This is a genomic window from Microbacterium sp. R1 (assembly GCF_015159725.1).
GTDB classification, from domain to species: Bacteria; Actinomycetota; Actinomycetes; order Actinomycetales; family Microbacteriaceae; genus Microbacterium; species Microbacterium oxydans.
Genome location: NZ_JADDUD010000005.1, coordinates 230,405 through 246,605, shown reverse-complemented (window position 1 = coordinate 246,605; position 16,201 = coordinate 230,405). Strand labels below are relative to the sequence as shown.

Genomic DNA, 16,201 nt, shown 5'->3' with positions numbered 1-16,201 from the left:
CGCCGGTCGGGCGGGTCGGGATCCTCGGGGGAGGAGAACCCGGCCGCCCGTCTCACGAGGGGGAACGAGGCCGCCGATCTGGGGAACGGCGGCCTCCCACCCCACCAATGCATGACCGGAGAGCGCAGAGCTGCGCGTCGCGCGCGGCGCCGTCTCAGACGAGAAGCCGTGGTCCTGACCACACGCGCGCGACGCGCAGTTCCGCATCCAGCAGCACGGCGTCGCCGAGCATCCCGGGACTGAGTCTTCCCAGGAAGGCGTCGCGCCCGATCGCACGCGCCGGGGTCTCGGTGAGAGCCCGGACGGCTTCCGCCAGGCTCGCCCCTGCCTGCACGGCGCGCTGCAGAGCCACATCCTGCGTCAGCGTGGAGCCGGCGATCGACCCGGTGTCATCGGCTCTCGCGACTCCGTTCTCGACCGTCACGCTCACCGCGCCGAGGTCGTAGTGGCCGTCGGCGCTTCCTGCGGCCGCCATCGCGTCCGTGATCAGCGCCACTCGTCCCGGCGCGGAGTCGAACACCAGCTTGATGACGTGCGGGTCGAGGTGGACGTTGTCGGCGATCGCCTCGAGGACCACACGGTGGTCTGCCGCCGCGGCGAGCACAGGTCCGGGGGCACGGTGATGGATGCCCGGCATCGCGTTGAACGCGTGCGTGAGGATGGAAGCGCCGGCCTCGAACGCCGCGACCGCCATGCTCGCGTCCGCGTCGGTGTGCCCGACCGCAGCCGCCGAACCGGCTGCGACGATCTGCCTGATCGCGTCGAGCCCGCCTGGAAGTTCGGGAGCGATCGTGACCTGGCGGATGGTGCCACGTCCGGCGTCCAGCAGTCGCGCGACGTCGGCGGTCGTCGGATGGCGCAGCAGTGACGGTTCGTGCGCACCGTGGTGACCGGGGTCGAGGAACGGACCCTCGAGGTGCGAGCCCAGGATGTCGGCATCCGTCTCGGTCAGGTCGGCGATCAGCCCGACGCTGCGGGCGAGCGAATCCAGCGACGCCGTGACCAGCGACACGACGGCGCGGGTCGTACCGTGCTCCCGGTGCAGATCGCGGCCGATGCGGATCGCCTCCGCCCCGTCGTCGAACGCCGCGCCGGCGCCGCCGTGGCCGTGGATGTCGACGAATCCCGGGGTGAGCAGAGCACCGGCACCGGCGACGGCCGTCGCGTCGACGACCTCATCCGCGGACGCCCACCCCGGACCGGTCCCGCGCTCGGTCACGATGCCGTCGTCGATACGGACCCAGCCGTCCTCGACGATGTCGCCGTGGTCGACGATCCGTGCGGAGTGGATGACCAGCGAACCGGTCGCGGAGGAGTGGGTGCTCAACGTGCGCTCCAGGGGATCTCGTCTGCGGGGTGGAAGTCGACCCCCTCAGCCTTCCACAACGGGGCGAGCGACCCGACGCGCACGCGGAACGACTCCCACGCGCGTTCCGGTGCCTCTCTCGGCGACCAGGCGACCTCGGCCTGCGCGGCTGCGCGAGGAAAGACCAGCTGTTCGACCTCGTCGAGCGTGCGGGTGGTCTCCGACCACAGTGGAGCCTCGATGCCGAGGATCGCGCTGTCCGGCACGTCGAGGACGTCGGTGGGTTCCCACTCGTAGGCGGAGCGCACATCGATGATCGCTGCCCAGGTGAGGCCCAGCGGGAAGTCCTCGGTGTACTTCATGTCGAGATACGTGACGTCCGCCGCCGACATGATCAGGGCGCCGCCGCGCTCGACGAAGTGGGCGGCCTCCTCGGCGTGTGTGCCCTCGGGGGTGGTCTTCCCCCAGTACTGTCCGACCGTGCCCTCGGCGATGTGCGCCGCCGAGCCCATCTCGTGCCAGGCCACCGGGATCCTGCCGGCTTCCACGACGATCGCGGTCGCGCGCTCCGCGAAGAGATCGAAGTCGGCTTGAGGTGTTCCGAGGGACTCGTCGCCGCCGATGTGGATGTAGGGGCCAGGGGTCATCTCGGCGAGCTCACGCACGACGTCGCGCACGAAGTCGTAGGTGCGCTCATCGTGGATGCGGACGCTGGAGTGGCCGACCCCCCACCCCAGGTAGGTCTCACCGGCGACGGGGAGGGGCTGGCCGAGCCGCTCCGACTCCGCGATCAGGTTGTCGTTCAGCACGGGTGCCTCGACGAGCTCGGGGTAGGCGACGCCGATCGCGTGGGTGTGGCCGGGAAGGTCGATCTCGGGGATGACGATCATGTGACGTGAAGCGGCGTATCCCACGATCTCGCGGTAGTCGTCCTTCGTGTAGAAGCCGCCGGGGTCGCCGTCCGCCGAGGTGAGGGATGCCCGCTCGGTCAGCAGGGGCCAGGAGTCGATGTGCACGCGCCACCCCTGGTCGTCGCTGAGGTGCAGGTGCAGGTGGTTGAACTTGAGGGCGCTGGTGCTGTCGATGAACCGCTTGACGTCGTCGACGCCGAAGAAGTGACGCGCCACGTCGAGCATGACTCCGCGCCGCGGGAAGCGGGGGGAATCCGCGACGTCCGCGCCGAGCAGGCCCCAGCCGGACTCGTCCTGGCGCAGCAGCTGCAGCAGTGTCTGCACGCCGTAGAACAGTCCCGCCTCGTCGGCACCCACGACGACAGCCCGCTCGCCGACCTCGAGTGTGTACCCCTCGGGTGCGGAAGAGGTCGCATCGATCAGCAGCTCGATGTCGGCGGGCGCCTCGTCCGCGAGCGACAGGCGGATACCGCTGCGACGCTCGACCGCCTCGATCAGCTGGTCGGCAGCAGGGGAGGAGCCGAGAACACGCGTCGTCGCGGTGATCGGCATCCGTCCTTCGCGCGGGACGGCCGAAACGGGTGCGGGGACCAGAGGGAGAGGATGAGGAAGGACCATGAACAAAACCTACCCGTCGGTGTCGTCGAGGGGAATGGTCGAGATCGAATCGATTCTGCGACGATGGCCGGATCAGCAACGTGCGCGCCGGCTCTGATCGGCTATGCTCGTAACCGTCGCGACTGGCGTCTGGGTGGACTACCACCGGGGAGCGACTGACCACGGAATTCGACCGCGCGCCTGGGCCGATAGGAACACCCCTTTCGAATCCGTCGTCAAAAGGAGCACGTCATGACCGACCGTTACTTCAACGCCCCGCTCTCCGAGGTCGATCCCGAGATCGCCCAGGTGCTCGACCGCGAGCTGAAGCGTCAGCAGACCTTCCTCGAGATGATCGCATCGGAGAACTTCGTGCCCGTCTCGGTGCTGCAGTCGCAGGGCTCCGTGCTCACCAACAAGTACGCAGAGGGCTACCCCGGTCGTCGCTATTACGGCGGCTGCGAAGAGGTCGACGTGGCTGAGGAGCTCGCCATCTCCCGCGCCAAGAGCCTGTTCGGCGCGGAGTTCGCGAACGTCCAGCCGCACTCAGGTGCATCCGCGAACGCCGCTGTGCTGCACGCGATCGCCCGCCCCGGCGACACCCTGCTCGGCCTGTCGCTCGACCAGGGCGGCCACCTCACGCACGGCATGAAGATCAACTTCTCCGGTCGTCTCTACGACATCGTCGCCTACGGGGTCGACCCTGAGACCTCGACGATCGACATGGACGAGGTGCGTCGTCTCGCGATCGAGCACAAGCCCAAGGTGATCATCGCCGGCTGGTCCGCCTACCCGCGCACGATGGACTTCGCGGCGTTCCGTGCGATCGCCGACGAGGTCGGGGCGCTGCTCTGGGTCGACATGGCGCACTTCGCCGGCCTCGTCGCCGCAGGTCTGCACCCGAACCCGGTTCCTCACGCGCACGTGGTCTCCTCGACCGTGCACAAGACCATCGGCGGACCGCGCTCCGGCTTCATCCTCACCAACGACGCCGAGCTCGCCAAGAAGATCAACACCGCGGTGTTCCCTGGCCAGCAGGGCGGGCCGCTCATGCACGTGATCGCCGCGAAGGCGACCGCCTTCAAGCTCGCAGGCACGCCGGAGTTCAAGGAGCGCCAGGAGCGCGTGCTCCGCGGTGCGAAGCTCATCGCCGAGCGTCTGTCGCAGCAGGACGTTCAGGACGCCGGCATCGCCGTGCGCTCAGGCGGAACCGACGTGCACCTCGTGCTCGTCGACCTGCGCGACGCCGAGATCGACGGCAAGCAGGCCGAGGACCTCCTGCACGACATCCACATCACGGTGAACCGCAACGCCGTGCCGAACGACCCGCGTCCGCCGATGGTGACCTCGGGTCTGCGCATCGGTACGCCCGCGCTCGCGACCCGCGGCTTCGGTGATGCCGAGTTCACAGAGGTGGCCGACATCATCGCGCTCGCGCTGCTCCCCGGTGCCGATATCGAGGCCCTCCGCGCGCGCGTAGACGCCCTCGCCGCCGCTTTCCCGCTCTACCCCGACCTGCAGCAGTAGCACCTCTCGCTCCTCGCTCCGCGAGTGCACGCGATATCGCCGAGTGCACGGCTCGTTCACGCGAACCGGCCGTGCACTCGCCGAGTACCGGTGCACTCGACGGGCCGAGTGGGGCGAGGGGGCAAGGTGAGCAGGAACAGGACACGACAGGGAAAGAAGGAAGAAGACATGACCGCGAAGATCCTCGATGGGAAGGCGGCCTCTGCGGTGATCCGTGCCGAGCTCACCGAGCGTGTCGCCGAGCTGAAGAGCAAGGGGATCACGCCGGGAATCGCGACGGTGCTCGTGGGTGCCGATCCGGCGTCGCAGCTGTACGTGGGCATGAAGCACCGGCAGTCCGAGGCGATCGGCATGAACTCGATCCAGCGTGAACTGCCCGCCGATGCGACGCAGGCCGACGTCGAGGCCCTGATCGACGAGCTCAACGCCGACCCCGCCTGCCACGGCTACATCGTGCAGCTGCCCCTGCCGAAGCACATCGACACGGACGCGATCCTCGAGCGGATCGACCCGGCGAAGGACGCGGACGGCCTGCACCCGACCAACCTCGGTCGGCTGGTGCTGAACGTCAACAGCCCGATCCACACCCCGCTGCCGTGCACGCCGCGCGGTGTGATCGAGCTGCTGCTGCGCAACGACTACGACCTCAAGGGCAAGCACGTCGTGGTGGTCGGACGCGGGGTGACCATCGGTCGCTCCATCGGCCTGCTGCTGACCCGACGCGACCTCAACGCCACCGTCACACTCACCCACACCGGCACCGTCGACATGCCGAAGTACCTGCGTGAAGCCGACGTGATCGTCGCCGCCGCCGGGGTGAAGCACCTGATCCGCGCGGAAGACGTCAAGCCCGGAGCTGCCGTGCTCGACGTGGGCGTGACGCGCGAGACCGACCCCGACACCGGCAAGAGCCTCGTGTTCGGCGACGTCGCACCGGATGTGGCCGAGGTCGCGGGGTACATCTCCCCGAACCCGGGCGGCGTCGGCCCCATGACGGTCGCCCTGCTCATGACGAACGTCGTGGAGGCCGCGGAGCGGTCGCTCTGACGACGACCGACCTCGAGACGAGAAGGCGCCCATCCTGGAGGATGGGCGCCTTCTCGTCTTCGCGGAGCGGGGTCGAATCAGCCCAGCTCGTCGAGCATCCGACGCTGCTCGGCCGTCAGACCGTCTCCGAGCTCGTCACGTGCGGCTCGGGTCTCGGGGGTCTCGGGGACGGGCGCGGCGGCGGAGGGCGCGGTCTTCGTCCCGCCCTTCATCTTCGCCTGCACCGAGTCGTAGATCTCGCCGGCCTTCGCCCGCAGGCGATCGTCGATCTGGTCGTAGATCATCCACCCGAACAGCAGCGCCAGGGGCGGCAGCACGAATGCCCAGAACCCGGAAGCGCGCACACCGCTCAGCCAGACCGTGAGCACCCAGATGATGAGTTCGACGAGGTACACCAGCACGTACTGCACGATCTTCTCGCCGGTCTTCGTGCGCTCGGCCGCCGATTTCGCCGCCGATCTGCGGAAGGCCCCGGCGAGCAGGGGCTTCACGAACAGGGCGGCGAGAGTCAGGACGACCGATGCCCACAGGGCGTTGAGGCCGACGGAGACGCCCGGCAGCAGCAGACCGATCAGCAACAGGGCCGCGACGTTGAACACGTAGAGTGCGGCGAACCGGACGATTCCGTTCTTCATGCGACCAGAATCCCACACCTCAGGAGGCGATCACCCCTGGGTCTGCAGGGTGCTCTCGATCCCGCTGATGCGGGCCTGCTCGTCGAAGCGGAAGCTCGCGGTTCCCGTGGCATCCGACACCGTCGCCCCGGAGAACGCCTCGTCCGTCCAGGTGAGGGTCCACCCCGCGAGACGCGCGAGGTCCCAGACCGCCGTGCGCGCGTCGGGGAGTGCCGTGGCGGAGAGGACACGGGGCAGTGCGATGACCGCATCCGCGACCGTGAGCGGTGCGAGCGGGGCATCGAGGAGGAACACGGCGCGGGTTCCGTTGCCGACCGGGGCGGAGTAGTACGGGGAGCGGCCAGTGAGCTCGACGGCGACACCGCCGATCGTGTGCGCAGCCTGAGCGATCCACGCGTCGTCGCCGGACACGCCGTCGGGGAACGGCACCTCCGCCGTCGTCAGTTCTGTGATCCCGTGCTCGCTGCCATAGGCGTGCAGCTGACCCGCGACGCCCTGCGGGTCGCCGCTCGGATGCGCCCAGGCCCAGAGGAGAGAGCGGGGGCCCGGCGCGATCGTCGCGATCAGGTGGGCGCGGGCGACCAGCTGGCGAGACGGATCCGCGTCGGACGTGAAGGTGATCGTGCCGGCGGCCAGGTCGGCGTCCCAGCGGTGCTCGCCGAGGGCGTCGGCAGCGGCGGAGAGGGCGTCCTGACGGAGTGCGACGAAGAGAGCGGCACGATCGGCGAGGGGCTGGAGCGCGGCGAAGGTCATGCCCACAGTCTCGCGGTCGATGCTATGAATCCGCTCGCTCATACGGGGAGCGTCGCGGATTGCGGCCTGCCCATCCGCCACACGCTCGGCACCGCGAGCGTGACGAGCGCGACACCCGCGTAGACGACCCCGGACGTGATCAGGACGGTCGCCGGATCCGCGTGCGTGATCAGCCAGCCGTAGACCAGGGTTCCTATCGGCATCACGACGAAGCTCCCGAGCATGTCGTAGCTCGACACCCGGGAGAGCTTCTCGCCGGGGATGTTCTCCATCATCGCGAGGTTCCAGCCGGTGCTGAACACCTCGGCGCCGGCACCCGCGATGAAGGCGGCCATGGCGAGCAGGACCACGGCGGGGTGGACGCCCAGCATCGTGACGGGGATCGCGAACGCGGCCATGCCGATCATCCCGTAGCGCAGCGGTCGTCGCAGCGGGAACCACATCAGCAGCAGGGTCATCAGCAGCACCCCGACGCCTTCGGCGCTGACCACCCATCCCCAGCCGGTGATGCCCAGCAGGTCGTTGTTCTTGGCGATGTACGGACCGACGACGCCCCACGCGCCCACATGGATGGCGTTCATGATCATGAACGCCAGCACGATCGTCCACAGCCACGACCGGCTCCAGAACTCCCGCCAGCCGATGCGCAGGTCGTGGAACATCGTGGTGCCGCCCGCGTGCGATGGCGGCGGGAGCTTCACGAGCGCCAGCACCGGGATCGCGATCACCCAGCCGGCGGCCTGCACCACCATCGCCCACGCCGGCCCCGCCGTCGCCACCAGGACGCCCGCGATGATCGGGCCGCCGATGGTCACGGCGGACCGCACGAAGGACAGCATCGCGTTCGCCTGCTGCAGGTGCTCCGGCGTCGTCAGCTGCGGGATGATGCCCTGCATCGCGGGCAGCACGAACGCCGTGGAGGCGCCGTTCACGATCGACAGCACGATGAGCAGGGGGATCGTGGCGGTGCCGGTGAACAGCAGAGCCGCGATCGTGCCGATCGAGAGGATGTCGACCACGTAGCAGGCCTGGATGATCAACGCACGGGGGAGACGGTCGGCGATCACTCCACCGAACAGCACGAACACGATGTTGCTGATCGTGAAGGCGGCGAGCACGAACGACAGCGACCTGGCGTCGTTGTCGATCTCGAGGACCGCGAACGCGAGCGCGATCGACGACATCGAGCCGGCGATCATCGTGATGGCGCGCGCCAGGAAGAACCAGCGGAAGTTGCGGTCCTGCATCGCGGCGAGCCCGCGGATCACCTCACGACCTCGCCTCTGTGCACCGGGCTATCCTGCCACGGCCTGGAGCCCTTCGAATCGCGCAAAGGGGTGCATCCAGGACCTGGATACGACGATTCGCGCGATTCGAACGGTCAGTAGCTGGCGCGGTCGGCGGCATCCACGGCGATGAAGCGAGCGGCCAGGGCCTCGGAGGCGCGGGCGAGCAGCGCCACATCGGCTCCGACCGCCACGAAGTCGGCGCCGGCCGCGAGATAGGCATCGGCGGCCGTGGGGTCGAAGGCGTTCACACCCACGGCCTTGCCCGCAGCCTTGACGGCGGTGAAGACCCTCTCGACAGCGGCCGTGACCTCGGGGTGGGTCTGCTGGCCGAGCAATCCCATCGACGCGGAGAGGTCGGAGGGACCGACGAACACCGCGTCCACCCCGTCGACCGCGGCGATGTCGGCGGCGGCTTCGACGCCCGCAGCCGTCTCGATCTGCACCGTCAACGACACGTGTTGCGCGGATTCCTGCAGATACCGGTCGACGCGATTCCAGCGGGCGCTGCGGGCCAGAGCGCTGCCCACTCCGCGCACGCCCTCCGGCGGGTACCGGGTCGCGGCGACGGCGGTGCGTGCCTCTTCAGCGGAGGACACCATCGGGACGATGAGGTTCTGCGCCCCGAGGTCGAGGACCTGCTTGATCGCGACGGTGTCATTCGACGGCACCCGCACGAGGGGAGCGATCGGGTAGGCGGCGACCGCCTGAAGCTGCACCAGCACGGACTCCAGCGTGTTCGCCGAGTGCTCCATGTCGATCAGCAGCCAGTCGAGACCCGACCCCGCGGCGACCTCGGCGAGCAGCGGGCTGCCGGAGCAGACCCACATCCCCACGAGCGATCGGTCGGAGTCGGCCAACTGCTCGCGGAAGGACGGAGCTAGACGAAGCGGCATGCGATTGTTCCCATCGGTCCGTAATCGCACAGCACCTCGTCGCCGCGCGACACCCACATCGGGCGCGTGAACGATCCTGCCAGGATGATCTCGCCCGCTTCGAGACGCGCGCCGTGCTGGTGGAACTTGTTCGCGAGCCATGCCACTCCGGTGGCCGGATGCCCGAGCACCCCGGCGGCGACACCGGTCTCCTCGATCTCTCCGTTGCGGGAGAGCACGCCGGGCACCCAGCGCAGATCGATCTCGTCCGGACGCCTGTGCACCGTGCCGAGCACCATCGCCCCGTAGGCGGCGTTGTCGCTGATGGTGTCGACGATCGTCCGGCCCTCGAGCTCGATGTGCGAGTTCAGCACCTCGAGCGCCGGCACCGCGTAGTCGATCGCCGCGAGAGCGTCCTCGAGGGTGCAGTCCGGCCCCTCGAGCGGCGTCTTCAGCACGAAGGCCAGCTCGACCTCGATACGCACGTTCGAGAAGTGGTCGACGGGGATCTCGGCGCCGGACTCGTACACGGTGTCGTCGAACATGACGCCGTAGTCCGGTTCGGTGATCCCCGTCGCCTGCTGCATGGCCTTGGAGGTCAGGCCGATCTTGCGCCCCACGAGTCGACGTCCCGCAGCGATCTGCGAGTCCCTCCAGACGCCCTGGATCGCGTAGGAATCCTCGACCGTGGCTTCGGGGTACCGCGCCGTGATGCGCGGTATCACGCTGTGCGCGCGGTCGGCATCGGCGAGTTCTGCGGCGATCGCGGCGATCGTCTCCTCTGGCAGCATCGGATCCTCCTAGAGCTGGTGGCCGAGCTTGTACTCGCCCTGCTTGTACTCGGGCATGTCCTTGTCGTCTTCCGCTCGCGTGTAGGAGAAGCCGTCGGCACCGATGGTCACTGCCATCTCGCTGGAGTCGGTGCGGGCGACCACGGGCTGCGGGTTGCCGTCGAGGTCGAGCACCAGAGACGCATCCGTGTACCAGGACGGGACGACGGGGTTGCCCCACCAGTCGCGGCGCTGGTTGTCGTGCACGTCCCAGGTGATGACCGGGTTGTCGGGGTCGCCGGTGTAGTAGTCCTGCGTGTACACCTCGACGCGGTGCCCGTCGGGGTCGCGCAGGTAGAGGTAGAACGCGTTGCTCACGCCGTGACGGCCGGGACCGCGCTCGATCGAGTCGGAACGGCGCAGAGCTCCGAGCTTGTCGCAGATCGCGAGGATGTTGTGCTTCTCGTGCGTCGCGAAGCACACGTGGTGCATGCGGGGTCCGTCGCCGCCGGTCATGGCCGTGTCGTGCACGGTGGGCTTGCGGCGCATCCAGGCGGCGTAGACCGTGCCCTCCTCGTCCTGGATGTCCTCCGTGACGCGGAAGCCGAGGTCCTGCATGAAGCCGACGGCGCGCGGCACATCGGGGGTGACCTGGTTGAAGTGGTCGAGCCGCACCAGCTCGCCGGGGATGTGCAGGTCGTACCGCCACGACATCCGCTCGACGTGCTCGGTGGCGTAGAAGAACTCGTACGGGAAGCCGAGGGGGTCGACCACACGCACCGAGTCTCCGATGCCCTTCACGAAGCCGCCCTCCTTGCGGCGCACGTCGCAGCCCAGCTCGGTGTAGAACTCGACGGCGCGGTCGAGGTCCTCCGGCGTGCGGACGCGGTACGAGAACGCGGCGACGGCGGCGATCGGGCCCTTTCGCAAGACGAGGTTGTGGTGGATGAACTCCTCGGTCGAGCGCAGGTAGATCGCCTCGTCGTCCTCCGCGGTCACGTACAGACCCAGGACGTCGACGTAGAACTGGCGCGACGCGGCGAGGTCGGTGACCACGAGCTCCATGTAGGCGCAGCGCAGGATGTCCGGAGGCGAGCTCTGCGGCGTCGCGATGGGGTTGTCCGAGCGGATCGGCGCCTCCTGGGAGACGTAGAAGCCCGAGGAGGTCAGGGTCATGTCGTCGCGGTGTGTCATGTCAGCGTCCTTGCTTACGGTTCCGGTCGCGATATTCCAGGGGATTCGGGCGAGAAGCCTGTCATATCGCGACCGGAGCGGAGGGGTTGTGGTCAGTTCTTGCCGAAGGTCGGGTTGTGCGAGTGCTCAGCGAGCGTGATGTGCACGCTCTGCTGGTCGGTGTAGAAGTCGATGGAGCGATAGCCGCCCTCGTGGCCGAGGCCCGATGCCTTCACACCGCCGAACGGGGTGCGGAGGTCCCGCACGTTGTTGCTGTTCAGCCACACCATGCCGGCCTCGACCGACTGCGCGAAGTTGTGCGCACGCTTGAGGTCGTTGGTCCAGATGTAGGCGGCCAGACCGTACTTCGTGTTGTTCGCGAGCGACAGCGCCTCGGCGTCGGAGTCGAAGGGCGTGATCGCGACGACTGGACCGAAGATCTCCTCCTGGAAGATGCGGGCATCGGGGGAGACATCGGCGAACACGGTCGGTGCGACGAAGTTCCCTTCCTCGAAGCCCTCCGGACGGCCACCGCCGGCGACCAGGCGGCCCTCGCCCTTGCCGATCTCGACGTAGCTCATCACCTTGTCGTAGTGCTCGGGGTGAACCAGCGCTCCGACCTCCGTGGCGGGGTCGTGCGGGTAGCCGACCTTGACGCGCTTCGCCTGCGCCGCGTAGCGCTCCACGAACTCCTCGTAGATCGACCGCTCGACGAGGATGCGCGAACCTGCCGTGCAGCGCTCGCCGTTCAGGGAGAAGACTCCGAAGATGGTCGCGTCGACGGCGGCCTCCAGGTCGGCATCGGCGAAGACCACGGCGGGCGACTTGCCACCGAGCTCCATCGAGAGCCCCTTGAGGAAGGGTGCCGCGTTGCCGAAGATGATCTGTCCCGTACGGCTCTCGCCGGTGAACGAGATGAGCGGCACGTCGGGGTGCTTCACCAGGGCGTCGCCCGCGTCTTCGCCGAGGCCGTTCACGAGGTTGAACACACCCTGGGGGAGGCCGGCCTCCTCGAAGATGCCCGCCCACAGGGATGCCGACAGCGGCGTGAACTCGGCCGGCTTCAGCACGACCGTGTTGCCGGTGGCGAGGGCGGGACCGAGCTTCCAGGACTCGAGCATGAACGGCGTGTTCCAGGGTGTGATGAGTCCGGCCACGCCGATGGGCTTGCGGTTGACGTAGTTCATCTGCTTGCCCGGCACCTTGAAGGCGTCGTCGGACTGCGCGACGATCAGGTCGGCGAAGAAGCGGAAGTTCTCGGCGGCGCGGCGGGCCTGCCCCAACGCCTGCGTGATCGGCAGGCCGGAGTCGTACGACTCCAGCTCGGCGAGCCGGGCGTCGCGCGACTCCACGATGTCGGCGATCTTGTGCAGCACCCGGGAGCGCTCGCGCGGCAGCATGCGCGGCCAGGGACCTTCGTCGAAGGCGCGCTTGGCTGCGGCCACCGCGAGCTCGATGTCGGCCTTCTTGCCGGCAGCGGCCGTCGTGTAGGTCTTGTTCGTCACCGGGTCGAGCACGTCGAACGTGTCGCCGTCGACGGAATCCACGAAGGCGCCGTCGATGTAGTGCTGGATGTGGTCGGGGAGGTCGGCGGGGATGCGCGAATCGGTCATGAGGTTTCTCCGGTCGTCTGTGCAGAAGTCGTCTGAGCTGAGGTCGTCTGGGCGGAACGGGTGTGCAGGGCGTCGAGGAACGCGTCCATGGTGCGCCAGCGGTGGTTGCGCGCGGCGAGTTCGATCTCGAGCGGATCGGCGCCTGCTCGGATGAGGTCGAGGATCTCGGTGTGCTCCTCGACCGAGTGCTGAGCGCGCCCTGGAATCGAGGCGAAGGTCGTCTCGCGGATGCCGGAGAGCCGCGACCAGCCGCGGTGCACGAGATCGAGCAGGTGCGGGTTGGGGCACGGCTCGAACAGCACCGAATGGAACTGGCGGTTGAGCTCGGTGAAGGCGTGCGCGTCGAGGTGGTCGAGCATCTGCGCCATCCGATCGTTGATCCGGGCGGCCTCCTCGAGGGCCTGGTCGTCGAGCAGGGGAGCGGACAGGGCGGTGGCGCAGCCCTCGACGAGGCCGAGCGTCTGCATCGTGTGCGCGTACTCGCTCTCATCCACGAGGGTCACCCGCGCGCCGACGTTGCGCTCGAACGTCACGAGCCCTTCGGCCTCGAGACGGCGGATCGCCTCGCGCACGGGGACGACGCTCATCTGGAGATCGTCGGCGATGGATCCCAGCACCAGCCGGTATCCGGGGCTGAACATGTGTCCCGTGATGCGGGAGCGCAGCCACTCGTACGCGACCTCGGACTTGCTCGCGGCCGTCGTGGTCATCGTGTGCTCCCGTCGGACACGGCCTTCTCGTAGCGTGCCCGCCACTCGGCGTTCAAGGGGAAGAGGCCGTCGACCGGGTGTCCTGCGGCGACCTGCTCGGCGATCCAGGCGTCTTCGATCTCCTGCGCGACGGCGCTCGCCGCGACCTCGGCGGCCAGGGCCGGTGGGATCACGATCACGCCGTCGCTGTCGCCGACGATGATGTCGCCGGGCTGCACGGTCGCGCCGCCGCAGGAGATCGTGACGTCCACGTCCCACGGCACGTGCTTGCGACCGAGCACCGACGGGTGCGCGCCCTGCGAGAACACGGGAAGGCCGATCTCGGCCACCGCGTCGTAATCGCGGACGCCGCCGTCGGTGACGACTCCCGCTGCGCCGCGCACCTTGGCGCGCAGGGCCAGGATGTCGCCGAGCGTGCCCGTCGTGGCATCGCCGCGAGCTTCGATCACGATGACCTCGCCGTCCTCCACGGCGTCGAACGCCCGCTTCTGGGCGTTGTAGCCGCCGCCGTGCGAGGCGAAGAGGTCTTCGCGGAACGGGACGAAGCGCAGCGTCTTCGCGGTGCCGACGATCTTCTGTCCCGGGATGTTGACCGAGACCCCGTCGATGAAGCAGGAGTGGTGTCCGCGCTTGCGGAGCTGCGCCGAGAGCCCGGCCGTCGGCGCCTCCAGCAACTGTGCGCGCAGTTCGGGGGAGAGGCCGGGAGCCTTCTCGACGGGAGGCAGTCCTGCTTCCGCCCGCGAGCCCCATGCTTCGGTGCGCTGCAGGTCGTCCACGGCGGGGAGCGAGCCGATCTGTCCGTCGAACGGAGTCTCGCCCTGGGTCACGGTGGTGACGAGGCGTCCCGAGCTCGGGGCTCCCGGTGCATCCGGTGCGTCCACCTCGACCTCGACGACGTCGCCGGGGACGATGACGGATGAGCCGGCGGGGGTGCCGGTGAGGATCACATCGCCGGGTTCGAGCGTGAAGTGCTGGGAGAGGTCGGCGACGAGTTGGGCGAGCGGGAAGATCAGTCCTGCCGTGGTGTCGTCCTGGCGGAGTCCGCCGTTGACCCAGGTGCGCACGCGCAGCGCCGCGGGGTCGACGGTGCGGGCATCGATCAGCTCGGGGCCGATCGGGGTGTAGCCGTCGCCGCCTTTGGAGCGGACGTTCGAGCCCTTGTCGTTGGCGCGCAGGTCGTACAGGCCGAGGTCGTTCGAGGCGGTCACCCAGCCCACGTGGGACCAGGCGTCGTCGAGGGAGACGCGGCGCGCGGCCGAGCCGATCACGAGCGCGATCTCTCCCTCGAACGCGAGCAGCTCGGTACCGGCCGGCCGCTCGACGGTGCCGCCGGAGACGCCGACGGAGCTGGCCGGCTTGAAGAAGTAGGAGGGGGCGGCGGGGCGCCGGCCGCGCTGATCCGCTCGGGAGGCGTAGCTCAGGTGGATCGCGATGATCTTGCCGGGGCGGTCGATGGGTTCCGTCACGGGGCGCCTCCTCGCGCTGTCAGTGTCCTGCGCGACGCCTTGTGCGTCGTATTCGAAATCATATATTATCGGTTCACCCCTCGGCAAGCACTCCGGATTCACGTCCGTCGCGCGCCGTGACAATGCGGTCACAACCAAAGGAGACACCCCATGAGCGGGCAGTCACAGGCTGGGTTCACGCCCACCGGAACCATCGCGACAGCGGCAGACAGACGTCGTGTCGTGTTCGCCACCGTCGTCGGAACCACTGTCGAGTGGTACGACTTCTTCATCTACGCCACGGCCGTCGGTCTCGTCTTCGGCCAGCTCTTCTTCGCCCCGCTCGGCGAGAACAGCGCCCTGATCGGTTTCGCGACGGTCGGCGTCAGCTTCCTGTTCCGCCCCCTCGGCGCCTTCCTCGCCGGCCACTACGGCGACAAGCTCGGGCGCAAGACCGTGCTGATGTGGACGCTGATCCTGATGGGTGCGGCCACCGCCCTCATCGGCATCCTCCCCACCTACGAGACCATCGGGCTGATGGCGCCGATCCTGCTGGTGCTGCTGCGCATCGTGCAGGGCATCTCGGCGGGCGGCGAGTGGGGCGGCGCGGTGCTGATGGCCGTCGAGCATGCTCCCCGCAAGAAGCGCGGCATCTTCGGAGCGTCCCCGCAGATCGGCGTGCCCCTCGGCCTCCTGCTCGCCTCCGGTGTGATGGCGCTCATGACGGTGATCGCCCCCGGCGACCAGTTCCTCGCGTGGGGCTGGCGCGTGCCGTTCCTGCTGAGCGTCGTGCTGATCCTCGTCGGCTACTACGTGCGTCGCAAGGTCGAGGAGAGCCCCGTGTTCACCGAGCTCGCGGCCCGCAAGGAGAAGGCCAGGATGCCGATCGCGCAGCTGTTCCGCAAGCACCTGCTGCTCGTGATCGTCGCCGCGTTCGTCTTCGCCGGCAACAACGCGGTCGGCTACATGACCACCGGTGGCTACATCCAGGGGTACGCCACGGACCCCGCAGGTCCCATCGGCCTCGAGCGCGGCCCCGTGCTCTGGGCTGTCGCCGGGTCTGCGGTCACCTGGCTGCTCACCACCCTCCTCGCGGGGTGGCTCTCCGACCGCATCGGCCGCCGCACCACGTACATCGTCGGCTGGGTGCTGCAGCTGGTGGGTGTGTTCACGCTGTTCCCGCTGGTCAACACCGGCGAGGTCGGGCTGCTGTTCGCCGGACTCGCGATCCTCACCATCGGACTCGGATTCACCTACGGCCCGCAGGCGGCGCTGTACGCCGAACTGTTCCCTGCGAGTATCCGGTTCTCGGGCGTCTCGATCTCGTACGCGATCGGTGCCATCGCCGGCGGTGCGTTCGCCCCGACGATCGCGACGGCCATCGTGAAGGCGACCGGCTCGACGGGGGCCGTCACCTGGTACCTGGCCGGCATGACCGTGCTGGGCCTCGTCGCGACCCTGCTGCTGCGCGACCGCTCGGGCATCCCGCTCGGACCGGATCACGAGGAGGAGCAGTCCGTCAGCCCGATCTACGGACTCGCGAAGGCCTGAGC

Annotated in this window: 14 protein-coding genes and 1 riboswitch; of the genes, 3 read left to right on the top strand and 11 right to left on the bottom strand. The window is 68.7% G+C overall.

Annotated elements, in window-relative coordinates:
• Nucleotides 1-154: 154 nt before the first annotated feature.
• Together nagA and ILP86_RS18030 are read right to left on the bottom strand one after the other, a co-directional pair.
• Nucleotides 155-1,327, bottom strand: coding sequence for an N-acetylglucosamine-6-phosphate deacetylase (nagA, locus tag ILP86_RS18035; protein WP_193762592.1), 1,173 nt, complete (start codon nt 1,325-1,327; stop codon nt 155-157).
• Nucleotides 1,324-2,835, bottom strand: coding sequence for a family 20 glycosylhydrolase (locus tag ILP86_RS18030; RefSeq protein WP_082682681.1), 1,512 nt, complete (start codon nt 2,833-2,835; stop codon nt 1,324-1,326). The genes nagA and ILP86_RS18030 overlap by 4 nt, the downstream gene beginning before the upstream one ends.
• A 108-nt stretch (nt 2,836-2,943) precedes the next feature.
• Nucleotides 2,944-3,028, top strand: a riboswitch (ZMP/ZTP riboswitch).
• A 38-nt stretch (nt 3,029-3,066) separates the two neighbouring features.
• On the opposite strand from ILP86_RS18030, the gene glyA reads away from it, so the two are divergent.
• A complete protein-coding gene (gene glyA / locus ILP86_RS18025; RefSeq protein ID WP_046748839.1) occupies nt 3,067-4,341 on the top strand; it encodes a serine hydroxymethyltransferase in 1,275 nt (424 codons plus the stop codon).
• A gap of 168 nt (nt 4,342-4,509) precedes the next feature.
• On the top strand, nt 4,510-5,388 hold the full coding sequence (locus ILP86_RS18020) for a bifunctional methylenetetrahydrofolate dehydrogenase/methenyltetrahydrofolate cyclohydrolase (protein WP_193762591.1): 879 nt from the start codon (nt 4,510-4,512) through the stop codon (nt 5,386-5,388).
• A gap of 77 nt (nt 5,389-5,465) precedes the next feature.
• Here ILP86_RS18020 and ILP86_RS18015 read toward each other — a convergent pair whose 3' ends face one another.
• From ILP86_RS18015 to ILP86_RS17975, 9 genes are all read right to left on the bottom strand, one after another.
• Complete coding sequence (locus tag ILP86_RS18015) at nt 5,466-6,023, bottom strand: hypothetical protein (protein ID WP_193762590.1); 558 nt, start codon at nt 6,021-6,023, stop codon at nt 5,466-5,468.
• A 30-nt stretch (nt 6,024-6,053) separates the two neighbouring features.
• Nucleotides 6,054-6,776, bottom strand: a complete 723-nt coding sequence (locus ILP86_RS18010; RefSeq protein ID WP_046748842.1) for a DUF6882 domain-containing protein — start codon at nt 6,774-6,776, stop codon at nt 6,054-6,056.
• Between the two features lie 38 nt (nt 6,777-6,814).
• A complete protein-coding gene (locus ILP86_RS18005; protein WP_052748791.1) occupies nt 6,815-8,044 on the bottom strand; it encodes an MFS transporter in 1,230 nt (409 codons plus the stop codon).
• Nucleotides 8,045-8,157: 113 nt separating this feature from the next.
• Nucleotides 8,158-8,958: an HpcH/HpaI aldolase/citrate lyase family protein gene (locus ILP86_RS18000; RefSeq protein ID WP_046748843.1), complete on the bottom strand. Its 801-nt coding sequence runs from the start codon at nt 8,956-8,958 to the stop codon at nt 8,158-8,160.
• The gene (locus ILP86_RS17995) at nt 8,943-9,728 is read right to left on the bottom strand and encodes a 2-keto-4-pentenoate hydratase (protein WP_193762589.1); all 786 of its coding nucleotides are present in this window, start codon (nt 9,726-9,728) and stop codon (nt 8,943-8,945) included. The genes ILP86_RS18000 and ILP86_RS17995 overlap by 16 nt, the downstream gene beginning before the upstream one ends.
• Nucleotides 9,729-9,737: 9 nt before the next feature.
• The gene (gene hpaD / locus ILP86_RS17990) at nt 9,738-10,901 is read right to left on the bottom strand and encodes a 3,4-dihydroxyphenylacetate 2,3-dioxygenase (RefSeq protein ID WP_046748845.1); all 1,164 of its coding nucleotides are present in this window, start codon (nt 10,899-10,901) and stop codon (nt 9,738-9,740) included.
• 92 nt (nt 10,902-10,993) lie between these two features.
• The gene (gene hpaE, locus ILP86_RS17985) at nt 10,994-12,493 is read right to left on the bottom strand and encodes a 5-carboxymethyl-2-hydroxymuconate semialdehyde dehydrogenase (protein WP_046748846.1); all 1,500 of its coding nucleotides are present in this window, start codon (nt 12,491-12,493) and stop codon (nt 10,994-10,996) included.
• Nucleotides 12,490-13,203 carry a GntR family transcriptional regulator gene (locus tag ILP86_RS17980; RefSeq protein ID WP_193762588.1) on the bottom strand — a complete coding sequence of 238 codons (714 nt, stop codon included), beginning with the start codon at nt 13,201-13,203 and terminating at the stop codon, nt 12,490-12,492. Before ILP86_RS17980 ends, hpaE begins: the two co-directional genes overlap by 4 nt.
• Nucleotides 13,200-14,669, bottom strand: coding sequence for a fumarylacetoacetate hydrolase family protein (locus ILP86_RS17975; RefSeq protein WP_193762587.1), 1,470 nt, complete (start codon nt 14,667-14,669; stop codon nt 13,200-13,202). Before ILP86_RS17975 ends, ILP86_RS17980 begins: the two co-directional genes overlap by 4 nt.
• Nucleotides 14,670-14,819: 150 nt before the next feature.
• On the opposite strand from ILP86_RS17975, the gene ILP86_RS17970 reads away from it, so the two are divergent.
• On the top strand, nt 14,820-16,199 hold the full coding sequence (locus ILP86_RS17970; protein ID WP_193762586.1) for an MFS transporter: 1,380 nt from the start codon (nt 14,820-14,822) through the stop codon (nt 16,197-16,199).
• Nucleotides 16,200-16,201: the final 2 nt, after the last annotated feature.

Excerpts from the sequence above, each read along its gene's own strand:
- ILP86_RS18030 (WP_082682681.1), bottom strand. The coding sequence starts at position 2,835 with ATGGTCCTTCCTCATCCTCTCCCTCTGGTCCCCGCACCCGTTTCGGCC.
- glyA (WP_046748839.1), top strand. The coding sequence starts at position 3,067 with ATGACCGACCGTTACTTCAACGCCCCGCTCTCCGAGGTCGATCCCGAG.
- ILP86_RS18020 (WP_193762591.1), top strand. The coding sequence starts at position 4,510 with ATGACCGCGAAGATCCTCGATGGGAAGGCGGCCTCTGCGGTGATCCGT.
- ILP86_RS18015 (WP_193762590.1), bottom strand. The coding sequence starts at position 6,023 with ATGAAGAACGGAATCGTCCGGTTCGCCGCACTCTACGTGTTCAACGTC.
- ILP86_RS18010 (WP_046748842.1), bottom strand. The coding sequence starts at position 6,776 with ATGACCTTCGCCGCGCTCCAGCCCCTCGCCGATCGTGCCGCTCTCTTC.
- ILP86_RS18000 (WP_046748843.1), bottom strand. The coding sequence starts at position 8,958 with ATGCCGCTTCGTCTAGCTCCGTCCTTCCGCGAGCAGTTGGCCGACTCC.
- ILP86_RS17995 (WP_193762589.1), bottom strand. The coding sequence starts at position 9,728 with ATGCTGCCAGAGGAGACGATCGCCGCGATCGCCGCAGAACTCGCCGAT.
- hpaD (WP_046748845.1), bottom strand. The coding sequence starts at position 10,901 with ATGACACACCGCGACGACATGACCCTGACCTCCTCGGGCTTCTACGTC.
- hpaE (WP_046748846.1), bottom strand. The coding sequence starts at position 12,493 with ATGACCGATTCGCGCATCCCCGCCGACCTCCCCGACCACATCCAGCAC.
- ILP86_RS17980 (WP_193762588.1), bottom strand. The coding sequence starts at position 13,203 with ATGACCACGACGGCCGCGAGCAAGTCCGAGGTCGCGTACGAGTGGCTG.
- ILP86_RS17970 (WP_193762586.1), top strand. The coding sequence starts at position 14,820 with ATGAGCGGGCAGTCACAGGCTGGGTTCACGCCCACCGGAACCATCGCG.